General features: G+C 74.8%; 17 protein-coding genes. 4 read left to right on the forward strand and 13 right to left on the reverse strand.

The features are described 5' to 3' along the window. Position 1: 1 nt before the first annotated feature. From ABD335_RS03690 to mshA, 8 genes are all read right to left on the reverse strand, one after another. Positions 2 to 889: an alpha/beta hydrolase gene (locus ABD335_RS03690; RefSeq protein ID WP_344320575.1), complete on the reverse strand. Its 888-nt coding sequence runs from the start codon at positions 887 to 889 to the stop codon at positions 2 to 4. Beyond that, on the reverse strand, positions 886 to 2,049 hold the full coding sequence (locus ABD335_RS03695) for a branched-chain amino acid ABC transporter permease (protein ID WP_344320576.1): 1,164 nt from the start codon (positions 2,047 to 2,049) through the stop codon (positions 886 to 888). The genes ABD335_RS03690 and ABD335_RS03695 overlap by 4 nt, the downstream gene beginning before the upstream one ends. Then, positions 2,046 to 2,918, reverse strand: coding sequence for a branched-chain amino acid ABC transporter permease (locus ABD335_RS03700; protein ID WP_344320577.1), 873 nt, complete (start codon positions 2,916 to 2,918; stop codon positions 2,046 to 2,048). The genes ABD335_RS03695 and ABD335_RS03700 overlap by 4 nt, the downstream gene beginning before the upstream one ends. Beyond that, positions 2,915 to 3,700 (reverse strand): ABC transporter ATP-binding protein, encoded by a 786-nt coding sequence (locus ABD335_RS03705; RefSeq protein ID WP_344320578.1) that lies wholly within the window; start codon positions 3,698 to 3,700, stop codon positions 2,915 to 2,917. Before ABD335_RS03705 ends, ABD335_RS03700 begins: the two co-directional genes overlap by 4 nt. Further along, positions 3,697 to 4,440, reverse strand: coding sequence for an ABC transporter ATP-binding protein (locus ABD335_RS03710; RefSeq protein WP_344320579.1), 744 nt, complete (start codon positions 4,438 to 4,440; stop codon positions 3,697 to 3,699). Before ABD335_RS03710 ends, ABD335_RS03705 begins: the two co-directional genes overlap by 4 nt. Positions 4,441 to 4,445: 5 nt before the next feature. After that, the gene (locus tag ABD335_RS03715) at positions 4,446 to 5,648 is read right to left on the reverse strand and encodes a substrate-binding domain-containing protein (RefSeq protein ID WP_344320580.1); all 1,203 of its coding nucleotides are present in this window, start codon (positions 5,646 to 5,648) and stop codon (positions 4,446 to 4,448) included. A gap of 253 nt (positions 5,649 to 5,901) precedes the next feature. Beyond that, a complete protein-coding gene (locus ABD335_RS03720; RefSeq protein WP_344320713.1) occupies positions 5,902 to 6,429 on the reverse strand; it encodes a type III secretion system chaperone family protein in 528 nt (175 codons plus the stop codon). Then, on the reverse strand, positions 6,422 to 7,747 hold the full coding sequence (gene mshA, locus ABD335_RS03725) for a D-inositol-3-phosphate glycosyltransferase (RefSeq protein WP_344320581.1): 1,326 nt from the start codon (positions 7,745 to 7,747) through the stop codon (positions 6,422 to 6,424). The genes ABD335_RS03720 and mshA overlap by 8 nt, the downstream gene beginning before the upstream one ends. A gap of 198 nt (positions 7,748 to 7,945) precedes the next feature. Between mshA and ABD335_RS03730 the strand changes: the two genes are divergently transcribed. Continuing rightward, positions 7,946 to 8,770, forward strand: coding sequence for a class I SAM-dependent methyltransferase (locus ABD335_RS03730; RefSeq protein WP_344320582.1), 825 nt, complete (start codon positions 7,946 to 7,948; stop codon positions 8,768 to 8,770). Positions 8,771 to 8,788: 18 nt separating this feature from the next. Here the strand turns inward: ABD335_RS03730 and ABD335_RS03735 are convergent, their stop codons facing one another. The 4 genes from ABD335_RS03735 to ABD335_RS03750 all read right to left on the reverse strand — a co-directional run bounded on the left by ABD335_RS03735 (position 8,789) and on the right by ABD335_RS03750 (position 13,178). Further along, the gene (locus ABD335_RS03735; protein WP_344320714.1) at positions 8,789 to 9,211 is read right to left on the reverse strand and encodes an Hsp20/alpha crystallin family protein; all 423 of its coding nucleotides are present in this window, start codon (positions 9,209 to 9,211) and stop codon (positions 8,789 to 8,791) included. Positions 9,212 to 9,401: 190 nt separating this feature from the next. Beyond that, positions 9,402 to 9,824, reverse strand: coding sequence for an NUDIX hydrolase (locus ABD335_RS03740; RefSeq protein WP_344320583.1), 423 nt, complete (start codon positions 9,822 to 9,824; stop codon positions 9,402 to 9,404). After that, positions 9,824 to 10,981 (reverse strand): CHAD domain-containing protein, encoded by a 1,158-nt coding sequence (locus ABD335_RS03745; protein ID WP_425583536.1) that lies wholly within the window; start codon positions 10,979 to 10,981, stop codon positions 9,824 to 9,826. Before ABD335_RS03745 ends, ABD335_RS03740 begins: the two co-directional genes overlap by 1 nt. After that, complete coding sequence (locus ABD335_RS03750) at positions 10,965 to 13,178, reverse strand: RNA degradosome polyphosphate kinase (protein WP_344320584.1); 2,214 nt, start codon at positions 13,176 to 13,178, stop codon at positions 10,965 to 10,967. The genes ABD335_RS03745 and ABD335_RS03750 overlap by 17 nt, the downstream gene beginning before the upstream one ends. Before the next feature lie 297 nt (positions 13,179 to 13,475). Here ABD335_RS03750 and ABD335_RS03755 point away from each other — a divergent pair, with 297 nt between their 5' ends. Both ABD335_RS03755 and ABD335_RS03760 read left to right on the forward strand, forming a co-directional pair. Next, a complete protein-coding gene (locus ABD335_RS03755) occupies positions 13,476 to 14,879 on the forward strand; it encodes an SWIM zinc finger family protein (RefSeq protein WP_344320585.1) in 1,404 nt (467 codons plus the stop codon). Continuing rightward, entirely contained in the window at positions 14,876 to 17,734 is a 2,859-nt protein-coding gene (locus tag ABD335_RS03760; protein WP_344320586.1) for a DUF6493 family protein, read from the forward strand. Before ABD335_RS03755 ends, ABD335_RS03760 begins: the two co-directional genes overlap by 4 nt. Positions 17,735 to 17,775: 41 nt before the next feature. Here ABD335_RS03760 and mshD read toward each other — a convergent pair whose 3' ends face one another. After that, a complete protein-coding gene (mshD, locus tag ABD335_RS03765) occupies positions 17,776 to 18,687 on the reverse strand; it encodes a mycothiol synthase (RefSeq protein WP_344320587.1) in 912 nt (303 codons plus the stop codon). A gap of 142 nt (positions 18,688 to 18,829) precedes the next feature. Here mshD and ABD335_RS03770 point away from each other — a divergent pair, with 142 nt between their 5' ends. After that, positions 18,830 to 20,638, forward strand: coding sequence for a bifunctional metallophosphatase/5'-nucleotidase (locus ABD335_RS03770; RefSeq protein WP_344320588.1), 1,809 nt, complete (start codon positions 18,830 to 18,832; stop codon positions 20,636 to 20,638).

Consider the following 20,638-nt stretch of genomic DNA (forward strand, 5'->3'; position numbering starts at 1 on the left):
CCTACGGCGTCACGTCGCGCAGGGCCGCGCGGATCGCCGCGGTGGCCTCCGGGGCGAGGAGGATCGTGTAGTGGTTGACGCCGGGCACCCGCCGGACCGTCACCCCCGTGCCGCCCAGGTCGGCGGCGGCGAGACGGTCCTCGTCGTACAGGCCCCGCGGCTCGTCGAGCATGCCCCGCTCGGCCCACAGCAGCGCCATGGGCACCTTGGCGGAGGCGGTCCGCACGGCGGCGAGGGTCTCGGGGTCGGCCAGGACGTCCGCGCCGTCGGCCCGTACCGCGTCCAGGACGCAACTGCTGCGCAGCGCCGGCTCCTCCCCCACCAGATCGCGGTCGACCTGTGCCCGGACGGCGTCGCACCAGTGGGCGGCCAGGGCCGGGTGCTCGCGGAAGAACGTCCGGTAGGCGTCCCGGTCGGGGAAGGTCATCGACAGCCGCCGCATCGCCGGGCCGATCACGGCCTCCAGCAGCTCGTCGATGTCCGTACCCGCGGGGGCGGGGAAGCCCACGCCGCCGTCGACCAGCACCGCCCCGGCGATCCGGTCGGGGTGGCGGGCCGCCGTCAGCGCGGCGACGAAGGCGCCCATGGAGTGGCCGACCAGCACCGCCCGCTCCAGCCCCCGGTGGTCCAGCAGGGCGATGACGTCCTCGACGTGGGCGCCGAGCCCGTACGGCCCCGGGAGCCCGGCGCTGCCCGCCCGGCCCCGCAGGTCCGGGGCGAGCAGCGGGACGTCCTCGCCCAGCGCGTCGGCGAGGGCGCCGAAGATCCGGCCGTTGGCGGTGATCCCGTGCAGGGCGATCACCGGGTCCCCGGCGCCGGACCACGCGGAGACCGCCAGGTCTCCCCCGCGCACCGGGACCCTCGACTCGTTCACCTCGCGCACCGTCACCTCTCCGCTCCCTTCGTCCCCGTCCGCCCGGACGGGCTCCACGACAGCGACCGCCTGATCGACGCGATGCCGCCCGGCGCCACGTACACCGCGACCACGAACAGGGCGCCGAGGATCACCATCGGCTCCGACAGCGGGGTACGCAGGAACTCGGGCAGCCCGTCCACCAGTTCCGAGCTTGCCAGCACCGCCAGCCGCTGGTCGAGGAAGGTGAACAGCACACCGCCGATCACCGGGCCCCAGCGGGTGCCGCTGCCGCCGAGGACGACCATCACCAGCAGCGTCAGCGTGAACTGCGCGGTGCTGGAGTGCGGGGTCACGCCCGCCGTGACCAGCAGGTGCATCGCACCGCCCAGCACGCCCAGCGTGGACGCGAGCACGAACACCCCCAGCTTGTGGCGGAAGGGGTCGTGGCCCAGGACGGACACCCGCTGCTCGTTGTCGCGGATGCCCTGCCAGATCCGGCCGACCGGCCGGGAGACGGCCACCCACACCACGGCGGCCACCAACGTCAGGTAGCCCAGGGTCAGCCAGTAGACGTTGGCGGTGTTCTGCACGCCGACGAACGCCTCGGGCACCCCCTCGGTGTGCAGCGGCAGGCCCTCCTCACCGCCCGTCAGACCGCCCGGGTTGCGCTGCACCCACAACGAGCCGGCCTGCGCGAAGGCGAGCGTGACCATGGCGAAGCCGATGCCGCCCAGGGCCAGGCCGCGCAGCGAGACGGCGCCCAGGAGGACCGCGGCGACGGCGCCGCCGACCAGGGCCAGCAGCAGGGCGGGGAAGAAGCCCAGGCCCAGTTCGGTCATGGCCAGTTGGGTGCCGTACGCGCCGCCCGCGACGTAGAGGGCGTGGCCGAAGGAGAGGAGTCCGGTGCGGCCGAACATCAGGTCGTAGCCGAGCGCCAGGCCGGCGAACACCAGGCACAGCGCGAGGAGTTGCAGCGAGCCGGGCGAGTTGACCGGGCCGTCGAGCAGGATCGGTATCTCGACGGCGGAGAACGGCAGGACGGCCAGGACGACCAGGACGGCCGCCGGGACGACCGGTCCGCGCCACCGCCGCCGGGCGGGGGCGGCGGGCCGGGCGGGGGACGCCGGCGGGGTCTCGGCCCGGGCGGCGGGGTGCTCGGTGGTGGTCGGGGTGGGGGTCGGAGAGGCCGTCATGCCGTTGCTCCTGCGAGTCGGGGGGCGGGCCGGGCGAGGACGACCGCGGCGAGCAGCACGACGACGGCGAAGTCGCCGTAGCCGTCGACGTAGTAGTTGGCGTACTGCTGCACCAGGCCGACCGCGAGCGCGGAGAGCGCGACGCCGGGGATGGAGCCCATGCCGCCGATGACCACCACGACGAAGGCGAACACCAGCAGCGAGGTGCCCTGGTGCGGGGAGAGCGAGCCGAAGTAGAGCCCGCCGAGGACGCCCGCGAGTCCGGCGAGCGCGCCGCCGATGGCGAAGACGAGGGTGAAGGCGCGGGTCACGTCGATGCCCAGCGCGGTGACCATCGCCCGGTCCTCCACGCCCGCCCGCACGATCAGGCCGTAGCGGGTGCGGGAGAGGAACAGCGTCACGGCCGCCAGCACCAGGCCCGCCACCACGATGAGCACGAAGCGACTGACGGGCACCTGCGCGCCCAGCACGCCGACGGTGCCGGAGAGCGCCTCGGGCACCGGGAAGGGGCGGGAGTCCGCGCCCCAGACCGCCTGCACCAGCGCGGGGATCGCCAGCGAGAGGCCGACGGTGACCAGGATCTGCTCCCTGGGCCGCCCGTAGAGCCTGCGGATGAGGACGAGTTCGACGACGATCGCCAGCACCGTGCCGGTGACGGTGCCGACCAGTGCGGCGAGCACCAGCCCGCCCGTCCCGGCGAACGTCTCGGCCGTGCGCCAGGCGGCGTACGCCGAGACCGTCAGGAAGGCGCCGTGGGCGAAGTTGAGGACGTCCATCAGGCCGAAGATCAGGGCGAGCCCGGAGGCGATGAGGAAGTACAGGGCGCCCAGGCCGAGTCCGGTGAGGGTGAGCAGGACGAGCGTGCTCATCGGGTGGCCTCCTTGGTGCTCTGCCCGGCGCCCGCGGCTTCCCGCTTCTCGTGGCGGCCGACGCCGAGCAGGCTCGTGGTGCGTTCGCGGTCGGCGAGGAGTTCGCGCGCGTCGCCGGTGTGGACGGTGCGGCCCGCGTCCAGCACCACCGCGTCGCGCGCCAGGCGGCGTACGACGGCCAGGTTCTGCTCGACGAGCAGCAGCGGGACGCGTTCGGCGGCGCGCTCCAGCACCCCGGCGACCTCGGTGACGACGCGGGGCGCCAGGCCCTTGGTCGGTTCGTCGACGATGACCAGGCGGTTGTCGTTGAGCAGGGCGCGGGCGAGGGCGACCATCTGCTGCTGGCCGCCGGAGAGGGTGCCGGCGCGCTGCTTCCGCCGGGCCTTCAGCTCGGGGAAGAGGTCGTGCACCAGGTCGTAGTGGTGCGGACCGCTGCCGCGCTCGGCGAGGGCGAGGTTCTCGGCGACGGTGAGTCCGGCGAACACGCCGCGGTCCTCGGGCACGTAGCCGATGCCGCGCCGCACCACCGTGTGGGTGCGGTGGCCGGTGACGTCGGTGCCGTCGAAGAGGACGGTGCCGCCGGTGACCTCGCCGTCCTCGGGCAGCAGGCCCAGGACGGAGCGGACGGTGGTGGTCTTGCCGACGCCGTTGCGGCCCAGCAGGGCGGTGACGCCGGTGGGGGCGACGTCGAAGCCGACGCCCTGGAGGATGCGCGACTCGCCGATGCGCACCCGCAGGTCGCGCACCGACAGGACGGGGGTCGGGCCGGGGTTCGCGCTCACAGTTCCTCCCCCACGTACGCCTCCTGGACGGTCGGGTCGGCCATCACCGCGTCGGGGGTGCCGACGGCCAGCAGCGTGCCGTGGTGCATCACGGCCACCCGGTCGGCGAGGCCGAGGAGGATGTCCATGTGGTGCTCGACCATCAGCACGGTGCGGCCCTCGGTGCGGTGGAGGGTGCGGATGACGTCGGTCAGCTCGTCGACCTCCTCGGCCGCGACGCCCGCCATGGGCTCGTCGAGGAGCATCAGGCGGGGCCCGCCCCCACCCTGGTCGAGGGTGGGGGCGAGCAGCATGGCGAGTTCGAGCTTGCGCTTGTCGCCGTGGGACAGGCCCGCGGCGAGGTCGTCGCCGCGGTGCCCGAGTCGTACGCGCTCCAGCACGGACCGCACGCCCTCCCCGTCGTCCGCGACCTTCTTCACGCCCGCCGCCCGCGCGGCCAGGGCCACGTGCTGGGAGACGGTCATGGTCGGGAAGACGGACGAGGACTGGAAGGTGCGCCCCATCCCGCGCCGGGCCCGGCGGTGCGGCGGCAGACCGGTGATGTCGGCGCCGTCCAGCCGGATGGTGCCGCCGGTGGGTCGGGTGACGCCGGAGAGGAGGTTGAACAGGGAGGTCTTGCCGGCGCCGTTGGGGCCGATGACGGCGACGAACTCGCCCTCGTCGACGGCGAGGTCCACCTTCTCGACGATGGTCACCGCACCGACGGACCAGCTCAGCCCGCTCAGTTCGAGAACGGTCACCGCGATCAGCCGATCCTCTTCTCGACGGGGGCGACGCCCTGGGCGTCCAGGGTGGACGCGACGCTGGGCGTGTCGCTCGTGAACTCCGCCTGGAACATGGGCTGGATCAGGGCGTGGTCGGACGCCCGGACGGTGTTCTCGCCCTTGACGCCGGAGAAGGTGAAGCCCTCCAGGGCCTCGACCATGGCGTCGGTGTCGCCGTCCGCGCCGGCCTCGCGCACGGCCTGGACCACCATCTGGGCGGCGTTGAAGCCGTCGGGCGTGAACAGGTCGGTCTTCCAGCCCTTCTTCGCGAAGTACTTCTCGACCGCCCGGGCCTCCGGGGTGTCGGTGGCGCCCGGCACGTAGTGGGCGAGGAGGGTGATCTTGTCGCGGGCCTTGCCGAAGACGGGGTAGCCGGCGCGGATGTCGAGGCCGGTGACGACGGTGGAGGCGTCCAGCACGCCCTGCTGGTCGAGGGTGGTCCACATCGACTGGGCGGTGTCGCCGGCCCAGGCGACGAACACCATGTCGGGCTCGGCGGCCTTGACCTTGGTGGCGGTGGGGGTGAGGTCGGTGGCGCTGGGCGGGGCCAGGACGGAGGTCACGGTGGTGCCGTCCTCGCCCAGGACGCTCTCGACGGCGGCGACGTTGGCCTGCCCGAAGGCGTTGTCCTGCGCCAGGACGACGACCTTCTTGTCCTTGACGTCCCCGCCCTCGGCCTTCTTCAGGATCTGCTGGGCGGTGGCCACGTCCTGGAAGGTCTGGCGTCCGGAGCGGAAGGTGTACTTGTTCGCGGCGGTGAGGGCGTCGGTCGCGGCGGGGCCGGAGATGTAGAGGACCTTGTTCTGGGCGGCGACCGGGGCGATCTGGGTGGCGACGCCGGAGGCGGCCGTGCCGGCGATGATCCGCACGCCCTGGCCGGCGCTCTTCTTGGCCAGGGAGACGCCCTTGGCGGGGTCGCCGGCGTCGTCGTACTTCCGCACCTTGATCGTGACGCCGTCGACCTCGCCGGTGCCGTCGGTGGCGTGGTCGAGGCCCGCCTCGAAGCCCTGGAGGTACTGCTCGCCGTACGAGGCCAGCGGACCGCTGGTGGAGGTGATCAGGGCGACCTCGACCTCCTTGTCGCCGTCGCCGCCGGAGGCGCCGGTGCCGGGGCTGGAGCAGGAGGTGGCGAGTGCGGCGGCCACGGCTGCCGCGGCGAGGGAGGTGAAGGCGGGTCTGCGCATGGCGGGTCGGCTCCTCGGCGGATCGTGCACGGGCCACCGACGGTGGCCGGCTCGTTGTGGTGACGCCTGGCAGCGTCCGCCTCACGGTGACGGACCGGCAATGTCCGTGCCGCCTATACGAAGACCCCGGCGCATGGGCTTCCGCCACATGGTCCGGGGCCGCGTCCGCGCCGTTCGCGGAGGAGTTCCGCGGAGGACGTCCGCGGGAGGTCCTCGGGGACGCGTCGGGAGAGGAGGGCTCGCTCGTCGCGGCTCACTCGTCGCGCAGCAGGTGTGCGAACGCCTCCAGGTTGCGGGTGGACTCGCCGCGGGAGGTCCGCCAGGCGTGCTCCTTGCGGATCGCCGTGGCGAAGCCCATCTCCAGCAGCGTGTTGAACGCCCCGTCGGCGTTCTCCAGGACCACCCCGAGCAGCCGGTCCACCTCCTCGGGGGTGACGGCGGCCAGCGGCAGCCTCCCCACCAGGTAGACGTCGCCGAGCCGGTCGACGGCGTAGGCGACCCCGTACAGCCGGGTGTTGCGCTCCAGCAGCCAGCGGTGGACCTCGGCGTGGTTCTCGTCGGGGCGGCGGACGACGAAGGCGTTGACGGACAGGGAGTGCCTGCCGACGATCAGCGAGCAGGTCGTGGAGAGCTTGCGGGTGCCCGGCAGCGTGACGACGTAGCGGCCGTCGGCGGGACTCTCCCAGGTCAACTCGGCGTCGCGCAGCGCCTGTTCGATCGCGGCCCCGGCCCTGGCGGAGGGGTCGGCGGGCGGGTCCGCGGAAGAGGCGGTGTCATCCATGGGCATGGATCGATCGTAGGTGACGGCGGTGTTCGGCCGTCGCCTCGGCGTACACCTCGGCCGTGGCGGCGGCGGCCGTGTCCCAGCCGAAGCCGCCGGCGTGCCGGGCGGCGGCCTCGCCCATCCGGGCGGACAGCGCGTCGTCGTCGATCAGGCGGCGCAGTGCCCGCGCGTAGTCGGCCGGGTCGTGCCCGTCCACCAGGAAGCCGCTGACGCCGTCCCGCACGGCCACCGGCAGTCCGCCGACGGCCGCCGCGACGACGGGGGTGCCGCACGCCTGGGCCTCGATGGCCACCAGCCCGAAGGACTCGCTGTGGGACGGCATCACCAGCACGCTCGCCGCGCGGTACCAGTCGGCGAGGACGTCCTGCCCGACCGGCGGCCGGAAGTGGACGACGTCCGCTATGCCGAGGCGGGCGGCGAGCTTCTGGAGCCGCTCGGGCTTGGCCAGGCCGCTGCCGCTGGGTCCGCCGACGACGGGCACCACGATGCGTTCGCGCAGCCCGGGGTCGGCGTCGAGCAGCACGCGCACGGCACGCAGCAGGACGTCGGGAGCCTTCAACGGCTGTATCCGCCCGGCGAACAGCGGGACGAAGGCGTCCGCGGGCAGTCCGAGCCGGGCCCGCGCGGCGGCGCGGCCGTCGGCGGGGCGGAAGCGGTCGAGGTTGACGCCGGGGTGGACGACGGCCGTGCGGGCGGGGTCGGCGTCGTAGTGGTGGACGAGCTGGCCCGCCTCCTCGGCGGTGTTGGCGATGAGCCGGTCGGCGGCGCGGACGACCTGCGTCTCGCCGATCACGCGGGCGGCGGGTTCGGGGGTGTCGCCCTCGGCGAGCGCGGCGTTCTTGACCTTGGCCATGGTGTGCATGGCGTGCACCAGGGGGACGCCCCAGCGCTCGGCGGCGAGCCAGCCGACGTGGCCGGAGAGCCAGTAGTGGGAGTGGACCAGGTCGTAGTGTCCGGGGCGGTGCCCGGCCCACGCCTGCATCACGCCGTGGGTGAAGGCGCACAGCTGCGCGGGCAGGTCCTCCTTGGCGAGCCCCTCGTAGGGGCCGGCGTCCACGTGCCGCACCAGCACGCCGGGCGCCAGCTCGACGATGGGCGGGAGCATGGGGGCGGTGGCCCGGGTGAACACCTCGACCTCGATGCCGAGGGCGGCGAGCTGCCGGGCCAACTCGACGATGTAGACGTTCATGCCGCCGGCGTCGCCGGTGCCGGGCTGGTGCAGCGGCGAGGTGTGCACGCTGAGCATGGCCACGCGTCGCGGCCGTCGCGTGAAGCGGTGCCGCCGCCGACTGAGCCTGGTGGGATACGGGCTCACCTGCGGATGCCTCCTCCGGAGTGGCTGGCCGAGCGACGGTCCGCTCCTTGAGCGGCTACAACCACCGGCGGGCCCGGTTCCATTTCCGCTCCGGTCCCTTTTTTGCCAAACCGTGACGCTGGAAGCATCCTTCCGGTCACATTCCCTCACGCCTGGTCGCGTCCGAGCACGGCGGAGGGCCCGCGTAGGGTGGCCGCCATGGGCAGGCGTGCGGTCGAGCGGCCCGTGGGGGCCGTCACGCGGGGAACGACGAATCCGAACCGTCTGCGACGGATGGACCGCTGGATCGCCGCCGCGCACGGTGTCGCGCTGTGCCGCTCCGCCGACCCGGGCGGTCCGATCGCCGTGGACCTGGGGTACGGGGCCGCGCCGTGGACGGCGGTCGAGTTGCTGGAGCGGCTGCGGACGGTCTGTCCGGACGTGCGCGTGGTCGGGATCGAGATCGATCCGGCGCGGGTCGAGGCCGCGCTGCCGTACGCGCGCGAGGGGCTGACCTTCGCGCACGGCGGCTTCGAGGTGCCGCTGCCCGGCGGGCGGCGGCCCATGCTCATCCGGGCCGCCAACGTCCTGCGGCAGTACGACGAGCACCAGGTGGCCCCCGTCTGGGACCGGCTGCGCGCCCGCCTGGCGCCCGGCGGGCTGCTGGTCGAGGGGACCTGCGACGAGATCGGGCGGCGCCACGTGTGGGTGGCGATCGGCCCGGAGGGGCCGCGGACGGTGACCTTCGCGACCCGTCTCGGCTCCCTGGGCATCCCGTCCGACCTGGCCGAACGGCTGCCCAAGGCGCTCATCCACCGCAACGTCCCCGGCGAGCCGGTGCACGCCTTCCTGCGGGACATGGACCGGGCCTGGGCAGCGGCCTCCCCCTACGCCGCGCTGGGCGCCCGGCAGCGGTGGATGCGGACGGTGCAGGAGGTCCGCGCCGACTGGCCGGTCGTGGACGGGCCGCGGCGCTGGCGCCAGGGCGAGGTCACCGTCCGGTGGGACGCCCTGGCGCCGCGTGGGGGAGAGCCGGGCGTGTGAGGGCGCGGGCCCTCGGCCTCAGCTGGTCAGTTCCTTCCTGGTCGAGCCGCCGGTGATCTGGATCTTGCGCGGCTTGGCCTGCTCGGCCACCGGGATGCGCAGCGTCAGGACGCCGGCGTCGTACGTGGCCTCGATCCGGTCGGTGTCCAGCGTGTCGCCGAGGAAGAGCTGCCGGCTGAACCGTCCGGTCGGCCGCTCGGCGGCGATCCGCTCGGCGTCCTCCGGGCCGGGCCAGGCGCGCTCGGCGCTGACGGTCAGGACGTTCCGCTCGACGTCGAGGTCGACGCTCTCCGGGTCGATGCCCGGCAGGTCGAAGTGGACCACGACCTGGTCGTCGGTGCGGTAGGCGTCCATCGGCATCCCGACGGGACGGGCGACGGTGCCGAGCAGCTGCTCGGTGAGGCGGTCGAGCTCACGGAACGGATCGGTACGCATCAGCATCACGGACCATCTCCCTCCTTGAGTCACCATCCCGTGATGTCCTCTGTTTCCTATATAACTCCGCGGAGGAAACTTGACAAGTAGAAGCTCAACTTAGTTGAGAGAGCACCCCAAAGAGGCAGGTCGGAGCAGGTGGAAGGGGGATGATCAAAGACGCGGAAACGCGGGGGAGAACCCGGTCGCGGGGCCGTCAGACCAGTTCGGGAGGGAGCGTCGTCAGCAGCGCGTCGACCAGTTCCCGGTCCTCTTCCCGGGTGAGCCGCTCCCTGGCCTCCTCCGGGGGCAGCCACACCAGCCGGTCGACCTCGTCGGTGGGCCGGAAGGCCCCGCCGGTCGCCTCGGCCTCCCAGTAGCGGACCTCCTTGGGCACGCCCCCCACCGCGTACCGCACGGTGGGCAGCATCGCGCCCGGCCGGCAGTCCATGCCGGTCTCCTCGCGGACCTCGCGCACCGCCGCGCCCAGGGCCCCCTCGCCCTTCTCGCGCTTCCCCTTCGGATGGGACCAGTCGTCCCACTTGGGGCGGTGGACGAGGGCGATCTCGACGCCCTCGCCGGAGCCCGAGCGGCGCCACAGCACACAGCCCGCCGCGCGGATCACCCGCGGACCCGCCATCAGCGGCTCCCCTCGACCCCGAACGCCACCGCCGCCGGCGCGTCCGGCGACGCCACCGCCGCCGGGCGCCACAGCCGTCCGAAGCTGAACCGCGCGGCCTCGACCTCGTGCCGCTGGTCGGCGTGGAGCACCCCCAGCGCGTAGGCGGTGGCGGGCGCGATGCGGGGAGTGCGGGCGGCGGCGGCCGCGGCGGCCGCCGCCTCGGCCGCGTCCCGGTGCCGGTCGAGCGCCCGGCCGGCGGCGGCCAGCGCGGGGTCGTCGTGCCCGACCACCTCGTGGGCGTACCGGCGCAGCCGCACCAGCAGCCGCACCCGGTTCCAGGCGGCGTCGTGCTCCCCGTCGACGGCGAGGGTGTGGGCCAGCGCCTCGCCGTTGTACGACTGGCGGGCCCGGGTCAGCGGCAGGGCCTCCACGGCCTCCACCGCGCGCCGGTGGGCCAGTTCGGCCAGCGGCAGCAGGGCGCCCGCGGCGGGACGGGAGGCGGCCTCGGCGGTCAGCGGCGCCTCGGAGGCCAGGACGGCGACCGCGTCGGCGACGGCGTGGAAGCGCGAGGAGCCGAGCGCCTGGAGCGCGGCGGAGTGGGCGCGGGTGCGGGCGAGGGTCAGTTGCCGCTCCAGCAGCGCCCCGGCACGGGCCACGCCCGCGCCCAGACCGCTCCCGGCGGACGCCGGCCCGCGCCGCCCGGACGGCGGGGGAGGGACGAGGGGCGCCTCGGCGACGGACGGCACGGGGTCGGCGGGCGCGGAGGACAGCCGGTGCAGCGCCGCCAGCAGCCGGTGCAGCCGCGCCTCGTAGGCGCGCTCCCGGCCCAGCACCCCCGACAGCCACGCCAGCTCGCCGGAGAGCTGGTCGGCCCGGGCCCCGTCGATCAGCGGCCGGTAGACCTGGAGGGCGGCGCCGATCCGGCGGGCGGAGCGGCGCAGCATCCGTACGGCCTCGGCGGCGACGGCCGCGGACTCCGCGCTGCCCGTGCTCTCCTCGTGCAACCGCAGGCTGCGCAGGAACTCCGTCGCCTGCCGGTGGAGGTACTCCGCCAGCACCTCGCCCGCCGTGACGTCCCCCGGGTGTGGCCGGAGGACCGGGCGCGGCTCGGGCCGGGTCGCGGGGTCCCCTCCTCCACCGGTCGTCCCGACGGACAGGTCATGTCGCTGGACCACGTCGGCGCCTCCGGGCGTCGATGAGCATTTCCTGGATGTGTTGCAGGGGCCGGCCCTCGGCGTCGACGGCGTGGCGCGTCCACTCGCCGTCCGGGCCCAGGTGCCACGAGGCGGTGGTGTCCGCCGTACCGGTCTCCAGCAGGTGGTCGAGGGCGGCGCGGTGGCCGGGGTCGGTGACCCGCACCAGCGCCTCTATCCGCCGGTCGAGGTTGCGGTGCATCATGTCGGCGCTGCCGATCCACACCTCGGGGTCGCCTCCGTTGCCGAAGACGAAGACCCGCGAGTGCTCCAGGAAGCGCCCCAGCACGCTGCGCACCCGGATGTTCTCCGACAGCCCCGGCACCCCCGGCCGCAGCGCGCAGATGCCGCGCACCCACACGTCGACCGGGACGCCCGCGCGGGACGCGCGGTAGAGGGCGTCGATGATCGTCTCGTCGACGATGGAGTTGACCTTGACGCGGATGGAGGCGGGCTGCCCGGCCCGGTGGTGGGCGATCTCCCGGTTGATCCGCTGCACCAGTCCCTTGCGCAGCGAGCTGGGCGCGACCAGCAGCCGGCGGTAGGTGGTGCGCCGCGAGTAACCCGACAACCGGTTGAACAGGTCGGACAGGTCCGCGCCGACCTGCGGGTCGGCGGTGAGCAGGCCCAGGTCCTCGTAGAGACGGGCGGTCTTGGGGTGGTAGTTGCCGGTGCCGACGTGGCTGTACCGCCGGAGCGTGTCGCCCTCCTGCCGCACCACCAGCGACAGCTTGCAGTGCGTCTTGAGGCCGACCAGCCCGTAGACGACGTGGCAGCCGGCCTCCTCCAGCTTCCGCGCCCACTTGATGTTGGCCTGCTCGTCGAAGCGCGCCTTGATCTCGACCAGCACCAGCACCTGCTTGCCGGACTCGGCCGCGTCTATCAGCGCGTCCACGATCGGGGAGTCGCCGGAGGTCCGGTAGAGCGTCTGCTTGATCGCCAGCACGTCCGGGTCGGCGGCGGCCTGCTCCAGGAACGCCTGCACGGAGGTGGAGAAGGAGTCGTACGGGTGGTGGAGCAGCACGTCGCGCCGGCGCAGCGCCGCGAAGACGTCGGGCGGGGAGGCCGACTCGACCTCGGCGAGGTCGCGGTGGGTCCCGGCGACGAACTTGGGGTACTTCAGCTCCGGCCGGTCCAGCGCGGCGATGCCGAACAGGCCGGTGAGGTCCAGCGGTCCGGGCAGCGGGTAGACCTCGGCCTCGGAGACCTTCAGCTCCCGCACCAGCAGGTCCAGCACGTACGGGTCGATGCTCTCCTCGACCTCCAGGCGCACCGGCGGCCCGAAGCGGCGCCGCATCAGCTCCTTCTCCAGGGCCTGGAGCAGGTTCTCCGCGTCGTCCTCCTCCACCTCCAGGTCCTCGTTGCGGGTGACCCGGAACATGTGGTGGGCGAGGACCTCCATCCCGGGGAACAGCTCCTCCAGGTGGGCCGCGATCACGTCCTCGACGGGCACGTACCGCTGCGGGGACGCCTCCAGGAACCGCGACAGCAGCGGCGGCACCTTCACCCGCGCGAAGTGGTTGTGCCCGCTGATCGGGTTGCGCACCACCACCGCGAGGTTCAGCGACAGCCCGGAGATGTAGGGGAACGGGTGCGCCGGGTCGACCGCCAGCGGGGTCAGGACGGGGTAGATCTGCTGCCGGAAGAGGGTGAACAGGCGGGCCTGCTCCTTCTCGGTCAGCTCCGGCCAGCGGATGAGGTGGATGCCCTCGTCGGCCAGCGCCGGGGCGACGTCCTGCTGGAAGCAGGCGGCGTGCCGGGCCATGAGCTCCCGCGAGCGGGTCCAGATCTGCTCCAGCACCTCGCGCGGCTGGAGGCCGGAGGCGGAGCGGGTGGCGACGCCGGTGGCGATGCGCCGCTTGAGGCCGGCGACGCGCACCATGAAGAACTCGTCGAGGTTGTTGGCGAAGATCGCCAGGAAGTTGGCGCGCTCCAGCAGCGGCGTGTTCGGATCCTCGGCCAGCTCCAGCACCCGCTCGTTGAAGGCCAGCCAACTCCGCTCGCGGTCGAGGAAACGTCCCTGCGGAAGCTCCTCGTCCCTCTCCTCGGGCCCCGCCCCCTCCGGGTAGGCGTCCGCGTCGAGGTCGAGGCCCGGCTCCGGGGCGGGCTCGGACGGGGCCGCGACGTGCGAACGCGCGGCGGCTATGGAACCGACGGAAGGCTGGGCGGACTGGCTCATTCTTCCATTCTTCCGCGCCGCGAGGATCACCGGCGCGTCGGGAAACGTCGCCGGTCGTGGCCTGCGGTTCGCACTCGACACGACGGGCTGCATTCCGTGATGTTCGCAAGCGAGTTTGAATCGCCGGTTAAGTCGACATGGCCACCAGGCGAGCCCCGTACTTCGCCTGAGTACGCCCGAGGACGCCTCCGCTCCGCGCCCCGCCTCCGGGTTCGCTCCCGCGACGTTCCCGCGCGGCGGCCCTCCGGACCCTGCGTACCACTGTCGATGTCAGTGGCCGCCCCTACCGTCTGCGCCATGACCACGACAGCGGTGCAGACGTACGTCTACCTCCGCCCCTCGGCCGTGCGGCGCGGTGCGGGTGGATCGGAACTCGCGCTGGAGACCTCGGGCGGGGCGACGCCGTCGGGCGCCGGCGGCCATCCCCGGTTCTTCTCCGGGTTCGTCACCGCGCCCGAGGCCGCCGCCGCGGCGCTGCTGTCCGTCGCCGACGTCGCCTCGACCCGCTACCACCGACGGCTCTCCCCCGCCTCGCTCGACCCGGTGGTGACGGGCAGCGGCGACCGGCTGCGGTTCGAGTCGTTCTCCGGCTGCTGCGGCGTCCACGCCCGCCTCGACGTCCTCGCCGAGGGGCTGGACGGGGACGACATCGGCCGCGGCACCACCAACGTGGACGTCAACGCCCCGCTGCGCGAGGCTCTCGTCCGCGTCGGCCCCGGCGACCCGCTCCACCTGCGGATCGGCCCCGAGGAGCTGGAGGTGACCACCCTCGACGGGCCGGTGGTGGAGAAGAGGGTGCCGCTGCCGGACCGCTGGCTGCGCGGGTTCGCCGAGACCCAGGTGATCGCCTCCGCCTTCGACCTGCGCGCGGAGGTCACCGCCGCCGAGGCGGTCCGCTTCCTGCGCTCCCTGTCGCGCGTCCGCTCCGGCGCGGGCGCGGCCCTCTGGGTCGTCCCCGCGGGCCGCGGCCTGCGGCCGACCGTCCGGCCGGTCCCGGGGGCCGTCTGCCTGCCCGGCCCGGACCGGCTGGCCGCCCTGCTGCGGGTGCTGCGCCACGCCCGGGGGCTGCGGCTGTACGGCCCGCCGGTGACGGCCGCGAGCGCCCCGACCGCCTCCGCCTGGGAGGTGACGCTCCCCGGGATGCGCCTGACGCTCACCCTCTCCCCCGATCCCGCCCGCGGCTTCTCCGGGGAGGGCGCGGTGCTGGACGCCCTGGCCGCCGAGGACGCGGCCGAGGACGCCGAACGGGTCTCCGTCCTGCCGGCCTGGGAGCCGCGCGTGGACGTGGTGGACCTGGCCCGGCGGGCGGGCCTGACGCCCGAGCGGGTGCGCGCCGCCCTGGCCGTCCTGGGCGCCTCCGGCCGGATCGGCTACGACACCGCCGAGGCCGCCCACTTCCACCGCGAGCTGCCCTTCGACGCCGGACGCGCCGAGCGGCACAACCCCCGGCTGCGGGCCGCCCGCGCCCTGGTCGAGGCCGGGGCGGTGCGCGCGGAGGCGGACGGCACCTTCACCGTCGTCTCCGGCGGCGAAGGCGCCGTCCACCGGGTGCGCGTCGGCGACGGCGGGGCGCCGAGCTGCACCTGCCGCTGGTGGGGCCGGTACCGGGGCGACCGCGGCCCGTGCCGCCACGCGCTGGCGGTGCGCATCGTCCGGGGCGCCGCCGCGTCCCCCGCGACGGTCCGGGGAGGCGCCCGGTGATCGGCGCCCTGGCCCGGCTGGTGCTGACGCGGGCGCGGACGGGCCACCTGCCCGCGCGGGAGCGGAAGCTGCTCGAACGCGCCGAGGGGGCTCTCGCCCCCGAGGCGTACGCGGTGCTCCTCGCCGTGTCGGGCGACGACCGGCGGCGGCTGCCCGAGCTGATCGCCGGTCTCTCCGAGGAGCAGCGGCGCTCCTGCGTCCCCCACCTGAAGGCGTGGCGCGCCCTGCTGCGCGAGGCGTGGGGCCGCGACACCCGGCCCCGCAGGCGGGCGCTGCTGGTCGCGGGGGCCGGCTGCCACACGGGCGCCGCCGCTGCCGCGCGGTGGCTCGCCTCCGACGACCTGGGCCTGCTGGAACCGTTCGACGTCCACCTGCTCCTGACCGTCCTCGCCGACCGTCCCGCGCCGTGGCTGGGTGACGTCGCCCACCGCCTCGCCGACCGCGTACGGCCGGACGACGCGGGGAGGAGGTGGGCGCACCACGCCCTGGCCGAGCGGCTGGTCCTCCTCGCCGGATGCCCCGTGCCGACCGGTGACGGTTTCGTCCTGGCCTGGGTGCGGGAGCGGATGTTCCCGGAACGGTCCCTGCTCTGGCCCGGCGTCGCCGGCGGCGCCCCGACACCGCCCCGGCCCTCGGTGGTCGGCGTGCGGATCGGCACGCTCGTGGAGCGGCTGCGCGCCGACCCGTTCCTGGACGCGCTCGTCCCGCGCCTGTTCGAGGTGGACGGCGTCGGCGCCCTGCTGAACGGCCGGGGCACCGCCCCGGGCGCGGACGGGTCGTCCTGGTCGGAGGCCCTGGTGGACCTCGCCGCCGAGGGGCGGCTGGAGCGGGCCGCCCTGATCGACGGCTGTCTGTCGCGGCTGCTGCGCGGCGGACGCCCCGGGGAGCTGCGCGCGTTCCTCGCCCTGCTGACGGCCCTCGACCCCGCCGACGACGAGTGCGCGGCCCGCGCCACGGCCCTGCTGCGGCTGCTGCCCGACGCCCCCTCCACCGTCGCCTCGTTCGCCCAGCAGCGCCTGGCCGCCCTGGACGCCGCCGGACGCCTCGACGCCGGGCACCTGACCGAGGCGTCGCGGGCGGTGCTGTTCCGGCCGGAGAAGAAGCTCGTACGTGCCCAGCTCGCCTGGCTGGACGCCGTCGCCCGCCGCGACCGGGACCGCGCCGGGGCCGTCGTCCTGGCCGCCGCCGACGCCCTCGGCCACGAGGACACCGCCCTCCAGGAGCGCGCCCTGAACCTGATCGGCCGCCACCTGCGGCACGCCGGGGAGGCCGTGCGCGGGGAGCCGGCCGCCGCCGCGGCGGCCCTCGACCCCTCGCTGCGGCCCCGCGCCGCCGAACTGCCGGGGCCGGCGGTGTCCGGCGGTGAGTCCACCGCGCCGGCGGAGGACGTCCTCCCGCCCGTCTCCGAGCCGGCTCCGATGCCGCCGCCGCCCGCCTCGGCCGCCGAGGCGGCCGAGGAGGTGAACGCCGTCCTCACCGCCGCCGAGGCGGCCGAGCACAGCGCCGCCGCCGTTCCCCGCGGCCCCGACCCGTGGGCCTTCGAGCGGGCCCTGGACGGCCTGGTCCGCCACGCCCACCGGGACCGGCGGGGCCTGGTGCGGGCGCTGCGGCCGATCGTCCGCGCCCACCCCTGGCACGACCACCACGACGAGTGGTGGGGCGACGCGGGGGCGGGCGAGCTCCGCTTCGTGGTGGCGGTGCTGTGCGGCGAGGCCCCCGGCGACGACCCCGCGGCGCCGGGCTCCGAGGCCGTGGCGCACCTGCGCCTCCAGGATCTCACCCCCTTCGGCCGGGTCCTCGCGGCGCGGCTGCTGGAGGCCGCCTGGCGGGTGGTGGACGACCCGCCGCCGTTCCTGCTGGCCACCCCCACCACCGTCGACGGGCGGATCGACCCGGCCGAACTGGTCGCCCGGCTCGCCGAGTACGAGCGGACGGGCGCCCGTCCCGGCCCCTGCGACCTGGACCAGGCGCTGCTGCGTCTGGACCCCGCGGCCGTCACCCCGGAGGTCCTGGCCGCGGCCGGACGGCTGGACACCCCGGCCGGGCGCCGGCTGTGCACCTGGCTGGCGGCCGGGGGCCCGTCCCCGGCCGAGCCCGTGCGCGAGGTGCGGACGGTGCGCTCCGTCGGCCACGGCACCGCCGTGCCGCGGGTGGTGCTCTCCGCCCCCGCGCCGACCGTCCCGTGCGAACCCGCCCCCGGATTCCGGCGGCTGCTGGGCGCGTACGACGCCCCGGACCGGCGGAACACCTCCGCCTGGTACTCCGGGGTCCGCCTGTGGCCGTCCGTGCTGCCCGTCCACCGCGAACTGCTCGCCCTCCACCTCCAGCCCACCCTCGCCGCCGCGGCCGACGACGGCCTGCGCGGCGGCGCGGCGCTGCTGCCCGTGCTGGCCGAGGCCGGAGGGGCGGCGGGTCGGGCCGTGCACCTGGGCCTGGCCCACGCGTTGGGCGCGCGGCACCCCGAGGACCGGATCGCGGCCGTGGACGCGCTGTTGGCCCTCGCCGCGCGCGGCGACCTGGACGCCGCCCGGCTGGGGCGGGACGTGGCCGAGACGGTGTCGGTCGGCACGGTGAAGCCGAACCGGCTGCTGGAGTCCCTGCGGCAGGCGGCCGGGGCCGGGGCCCCGGGCACGGTGTGGTCGGTGCTGGCCGCCGCGCTGCCCGGGCTGCTGACGGCGGAGAAGCCGCCCCGGGGGCTGCCGGACCTGCTGGCGCTGGGCGTGGAGTGCGCCCGGGGCTCGGGGGCACGGGGGGCGGTCGCCGAGGTGACGGCCGTCGCCGCCCGGAGCGACGGCGGCCGTCTGGTCCGGCAGGCCCGCCTGCTGCGGGACGTGCTGGAGCCGCCGGCGGCCTGAGGCCGCCCCCGCCGTACGGGGGCGGCCTCACGAGGCGGCGGTCAGGTCTCCGTGCGGTACATCAGGTCCACCTCGTGGATCCGGAAGCCCAGCCGGTCGTAGAGCGCCACGGCCGCCTTGTTGTCGGCGTCCACGTAGAGCATCCCGGTCGGCAGGCCGCGGTCGCGGGCGAGGTAGCGCAGGCCCACCACCGTCAGCGCCCTGCCCAGGCCGCTGCCCTGGGCCTTTGGGGTGACGCCGACGACGTAGACCTCGCCGAGCTGGTCGGCGCTGTGCACCTTGGTCCAGTGGAAGCCGACGATCTCCTCGTTCCCCTCCCCGTCGTCGCGCACGGCGAGGAAGAAGCCCTTGGGGTCGAACCACGGCTCGGCCTTGCGGTCGTCGAGGTCGCGCTGGGTCATCCCGCCCTGTTCGGGGTGGTGGGCGAAGGCGGCGGCGTTGGCGGCCAGCCAGGCGGCGTCGTCCTGCCCGGGGACGAAGCTCCGCAGCCGCACCCCGGGCGGCAGCGCCGGCTCGGGCAGGTCCAGGTCGGTCAGCGGACGCCGCATCTGCCGCAGTTCGCGGAAGAGCGTGAGGCCCAGCAGCCGTGCCAGGTGCCGCGCGGCGGGGTGTCCGCCGTGCGCCCACACCCGCAGCCGCCTGTCCGAGGCGTCCAGCAGGGCCCGGCCGAGCGCGCGGCCGTGGCCCTGGCGCCGGTGGGCGGGATGGACGACGAACTCCCCCGCGGGCGCCTCGATGGGGTCGGTGTCCTCCAGTTGGCCGTATCCGACCAGCTCGCCCCGGTCCCACACCAGGAAGTGGCGCACGCCCTCCCGGCGCCCGCCACGCAGTTGGAGGCGCCCCTGTTCGGACACGGCCGGCTGGCCGTCCACCCGGGCCGCCTCGTCGATCAGCTCCTGAGCGCGCCGGACGACCTCGGCCGACACCTCGTCCACAACCACCACGTCGCTCATGGGGAAAGCCTACGCAGCATCGAAACGTGTCGGTTACCTCCGGAACCATGACACGCTACGCGCGTTGACCTAGGCTGCCCCTCGCCCACATGGGCCCACGCGGTCCAATCCACGGCCCTGACAAGGGAACAGAAGGGGACAGATGGTGTCCACTCCACCCGGGCGGCCTGCCCTCTCCCGCAGACTCACCGCCGCCGCGGCCGGTCTGGTGACGGTCGGCGCGCTCGCCGTCGCCATGCCCGCCGCGCAGGCCACGCCGGACGCGGCGTCCGGCGGCCACGGCAAGCACCACGGCCGCACCGTCGACCTCCAGGTGCTCGCCATCAACGACTTCCACGGCAACCTGGAACCCCCCACCGGCTCCTCCGGCCGTGTCACCCACCAGCACCCGGACGGCACCACCGAGCAGATCGACGCGGGCGGCGTCGAGTACCTGGCCACCGCCCTGCGCGAGGCCCGGAAGGGTCACTCCCACTCGATGACCGTCGCGCCCGGCGACATCGTCGGCGCCAGCCCGCTGCTGTCGGGCCTCTTCCACGACGAGCCCACCATCGAGGCGATGAACGCCCTGGACATGGACGTCGTGGGCGTCGGCAACCACGAGTTCGACGAGGGCGCGGCCGAGCTGAAGCGCCTCCAGAAGGGCGGCTGCCACCCCGAGGACGGCTGCTACGCCGAGGGCCGCGTCTTCGAGGGCGCCGACTTCCCGATCCTCGCCGCCAACGTCGTGGACGAGAAGACCGGCAAGCCGCTGATGGCCCCCTACACGATCAAGAAGACGAAGGGCGTCGCGGTCGGCTTCATCGGCGTCACCCTGGAGGGCACGCCGGACATCGTCTCGGCCGAGGGCGTCAAGGGCCTGAAGTTCCTCGACGAGGCCGAGACCATCGACAAGTACACCAAGGAACTCAGGCGCAAGGGCGTCAACGCCGTCATCGCGCTGGTCCACGAGGGCGGCACCCCGGCCTCCACCGCCTACAACGCCGACTGCGGCACGGACGGCGCCCGCCTCTCCGGCCCGATCGTCGACATCGCCAAGCGGACGAACGCCGGGGTGGACGCGCTGATCACCGGCCACACCCACCAGCCGTACGTCTGCTCCCTCCCGGACCCGAGGGGCGACGACCGCCTGGTCACCTCCGCCGCCTCCTTCGGCCGGCTGTTCACCGAGCTGAACATGGAGTACGACCGCCGCACCCGGGACATCGTGCGGGCCTCCGTCGAGGGCACCAACCACGTCGTCCACCGCAACCGGGCGAAGGCCGCCGACCTCACCGGCCTGGTCGACTACTGGAAGGCGCTGGCCGAGCCCGTCGCCAACCGGCCCATCGGCTGGATCTCCGAGGACATCCCCGCCGACCGGACCGCCGTCGAGTCCCCGCTGGGCGACCTGATCGCCGACGCGCAGCTCGCCCACGCCAAGAAGCTGGACCCGGAGACGGACCTGGCGCTGATGAACCCCGGCGGCATCCGCGCCGACCTGGTGTACGCGGCCTCCGGCGGCGAGGGCGACGGCGTGGTGACGTACGCCGAGGGCTTCACCGTCCAGCCGTTCTCCAACACCGTCAACCTCGTCACCCTCACCGGCGAGCAGCTCCTGTCGGTGCTGCGCGAGCAGGTCGGCGGCGCCAACGCGGCGTCCCCGAAGTTCCTCCAGGTCTCCTCCGGCCTCACCTACACGCTGGACCTCACCAAGTCCGGCGCGGACCGGGTCGTCGCCGACTCGGTGCGGCTGAACGGCGAGCCGATCGACCCGTCGGCCTCCTACCGCGTCGCGGCGAACTCCTTCCTGGCGGGCGGCGGCGACGGCTTCGGCACCCTGGCGAAGGGCACCGACCCGCTGGTGGGCGGCGACGACCTGGCGGCCCTCCAGGACTACCTGACCGCCAACTCCTCCGCCGCCGACCCGCTCGACGCCCCGGCGGCGGACCGGATCACGGTCGTCCGGTGA

The organism is Streptomyces macrosporus (assembly GCF_039533145.1).
Lineage (GTDB): Bacteria > Actinomycetota > Actinomycetes > Streptomycetales > Streptomycetaceae > Streptomyces > Streptomyces macrosporus.

Bases quoted from the DNA above. Each gene is read 5' to 3' on its own strand.
- ABD335_RS03735 (WP_344320714.1), bottom strand. From the start codon at position 9,211: ATGCTGATGCGTACCGATCCGTTCCGTGAGCTCGACCGCCTCACCGAG.
- ABD335_RS03755 (WP_344320585.1), top strand. From the start codon at position 13,476: ATGACCACGACAGCGGTGCAGACGTACGTCTACCTCCGCCCCTCGGCC.
- ABD335_RS03715 (WP_344320580.1), bottom strand. From the start codon at position 5,648: ATGCGCAGACCCGCCTTCACCTCCCTCGCCGCGGCAGCCGTGGCCGCC.
- ABD335_RS03720 (WP_344320713.1), bottom strand. From the start codon at position 6,429: ATGGATGACACCGCCTCTTCCGCGGACCCGCCCGCCGACCCCTCCGCC.
- ABD335_RS03700 (WP_344320577.1), bottom strand. From the start codon at position 2,918: ATGAGCACGCTCGTCCTGCTCACCCTCACCGGACTCGGCCTGGGCGCC.
- ABD335_RS03770 (WP_344320588.1), top strand. From the start codon at position 18,830: ATGGTGTCCACTCCACCCGGGCGGCCTGCCCTCTCCCGCAGACTCACC.
- mshD (WP_344320587.1), bottom strand. From the start codon at position 18,687: ATGAGCGACGTGGTGGTTGTGGACGAGGTGTCGGCCGAGGTCGTCCGG.
- ABD335_RS03695 (WP_344320576.1), bottom strand. From the start codon at position 2,049: ATGACGGCCTCTCCGACCCCCACCCCGACCACCACCGAGCACCCCGCC.
- ABD335_RS03750 (WP_344320584.1), bottom strand. From the start codon at position 13,178: ATGAGCCAGTCCGCCCAGCCTTCCGTCGGTTCCATAGCCGCCGCGCGT.
- ABD335_RS03740 (WP_344320583.1), bottom strand. From the start codon at position 9,824: ATGGCGGGTCCGCGGGTGATCCGCGCGGCGGGCTGTGTGCTGTGGCGC.
- ABD335_RS03730 (WP_344320582.1), top strand. From the start codon at position 7,946: ATGGGCAGGCGTGCGGTCGAGCGGCCCGTGGGGGCCGTCACGCGGGGA.